At 67.7% G+C, this 2,157-nt stretch carries 3 protein-coding genes and 1 pseudogene; all 4 read right to left on the bottom strand.

Annotated features, from left to right (window positions below; translation table 11 throughout):
- Window positions 1-210: pseudogene (locus DBV14_RS34105) on the bottom strand (tripartite tricarboxylate transporter substrate binding protein); the annotation flags it as partial.
- Between the two features lie 59 nt (window positions 211-269).
- Window positions 270-650, bottom strand: a complete 381-nt coding sequence (locus tag DBV14_RS32775; RefSeq protein WP_124466331.1) for a VOC family protein — start codon at window positions 648-650, stop codon at window positions 270-272.
- Window positions 647-1,630 carry a hydroxymethylglutaryl-CoA lyase gene (locus DBV14_RS32770; protein WP_124466328.1) on the bottom strand — a complete coding sequence of 328 codons (984 nt, stop codon included), beginning with the start codon at window positions 1,628-1,630 and terminating at the stop codon, window positions 647-649. Before DBV14_RS32770 ends, DBV14_RS32775 begins: the two co-directional genes overlap by 4 nt.
- Window positions 1,627-2,157, bottom strand: a 531-nt coding sequence (locus DBV14_RS32765; protein ID WP_185546208.1) for a CoA transferase, incomplete at its 5' end; no start/stop codon positions are given. The genes DBV14_RS32765 and DBV14_RS32770, both read right to left, overlap by 4 nt.

Below are 2,157 nucleotides of genomic sequence, written 5' to 3'. Positions count from 1 at the left end.
GCCGCTGGCGCCGGGCTTGTTATCCACCACGATGGGCTGGCCCAGCGCCCGCTGCAGCGGGTCGGTGACCAGCCGCGCCATGATGTCGGTGGAGCCGGCGGGCGCGGTCGGCACCACGAAGGTGATCGGTTTCGAGGGCCAGGTGTCGGCATGCGACACGGTGGCGGCCAGCGCGAGGCCGGCCGCCAGCAGGCGGTGAGTGAATGTCATGGTTTGTCTCCGGTGGTTTTTCTTGATCGAAAGCTGCTGTCGGAACCCGGCCTCTTTTCTCAGGGCGCGAGCTCCGATATCTCGATGAGATTCAGGTCGGGGTCGCGCACGTAGACCGAGCGGATGCGCGAGGTGGCACCCGTTCGAATCACCGGGCCCTCTAGGATCGGCACGCCCTTCTCGCCAAGGCGGGCAATGACTTCTTCGAGCGGCACGCTGGCAATGAAGCACAGGTCCAGCGAGCCCGGCGTGGGCAGGTTCGCCTTGGGCTCGAACTCGTGCCCCTTCACATGCAGGTTGATCTTCTGGTTGCCGAAGCGAAAGGCCTTGCGGCCGGCGCCGAAAGTCTCCAGCGACATGCCCAGCGCATCGACGTAGAAGCGCTCGCAGGCCTCTTCGTTCGCGGTGGTGAGCACCAGATGGTCCAGGTGGTCGATCATGCGTTCTCCTTGTGTGCCGGGCGTGCATGCGCGCGCTCGGCGATGTCGTTGAAATCCGCCGGCGGCGCGTGCCGCGTGAGCCGGTGCCCGGCGCGCGAAACCTGGCCCGACAGTTCGTGCTGCACCAGCGATTCGAGCTGCGCGGCAGCGGCGATGAGCCCGCCGAGGTCCATTCCCGTGTCGTAGCCCATGCATTGCAGCATGTGCGCCACGTCTTCGGTCGCGACATTGCCGGTGGCGCCCGGTGCGTAAGGGCAACCGCCGATACCGCCCAGCGACATGTCGAGCCGGCGGATGCCCGCTTCCACCGCGGCCACCGTGTTCGCCAGACCCATGCCGCGTGTGTTGTGGAAGTGCGCCGTAAAGGCCAGCGCGGGCCACCGTGCGAGCACCGCTTCGCTGATCGCCTGCACCTGCGTCGGAAAGGCCATGCCGGTCGTGTCGCACAGCGTGATGCCCTGCACCTCGAGCGCGGCAAATCGATCGATCCAGCCGAGCACGGCGGATAGCGGCACTTCGCCCTCCATCGGGCAGCCGAACACGCACGAGAGGGACACGTTCACAGGCACGCCGGCCTGCTTCGCCAGCGCGACGACCCCAGCCAACTGCGCGAACGACTGCTCGCGCGTCATGCGCAGGTTGGCAAGGTTGTGCGTCTCGCTGGTGGACATGACGATGTTGAATTCGTCGACGCGGCTTTCGAGCGCGCGCTCCGCTCCTCGCAGGTTCGGCACCAGCGCGGTGTAGACCACGCCGGGGCGGCGGGCGATGCGCTGCATCACCTCTTCGCCATCGCGCAGCGCCGGAATCGCCTTGGCCGAAGTGAACGAGGTCACTTCGATCTTCGCGTAGCCCAATGCGCTCAAGCGGTCGATCAGCGCGATCTTGTCGTCGGTGGGAATGAAGCGGCTTTCCATCTGGAAGCCGTCGCGCGTCGCCACCTCGTTGATGAAGAGCCGCGCGCCGTTGCCTGCCTTCATACCGCCTCGCTTTCCGCGGCCCGCCTTGCGGGCCAGCCTTCGCCCCGCAGGTCTTCGGTGTGTTCCCCCAGGCGCGGCGCCGCATGCGCGATGCGGCCCGGCGTGGCGCTGAGCTTGGGCACGACACCGGGCACCTTGAGCACGATTCCGTCGGATCCGCGTGCTTCGACGATCATCTCGCGCGCCAGGTACTGCGGATCGCTCGCGATGTCCTCCACCGTGTAGATGCGCCCTGCCGGCACGCCCGCGGCGTCGAGCACGGCCAGCGCCTCGTCGCGGCTGCGCTGCAAGGTCCAGGCTTCGATGGCGGCATCGATCTCTTCCACGCGCAGCACGCGCCCGTCGTTGTGCCGCAACTGCGCATCGGTCTCCAGGTCCGCGCGGCCGATGGCACGCATCAGCCGGCGGAAGATGCTGTCGCCATTGCCCGCCACCAGCACGTAGTGGCCGTCGTTGCAGCGGTAGGCATTGGTCGGCGCAATGCCGGGCAGCGCACTGCCGGCCCGCTCGCGCACCGCACCGAAGGC

This window comes from Variovorax sp. KBW07 (assembly GCF_003852515.1).
Classification (GTDB): Bacteria; Pseudomonadota; Gammaproteobacteria; order Burkholderiales; family Burkholderiaceae_C; genus Variovorax.
This window is presented reverse-complemented; position numbering and strand designations above follow the sequence as displayed.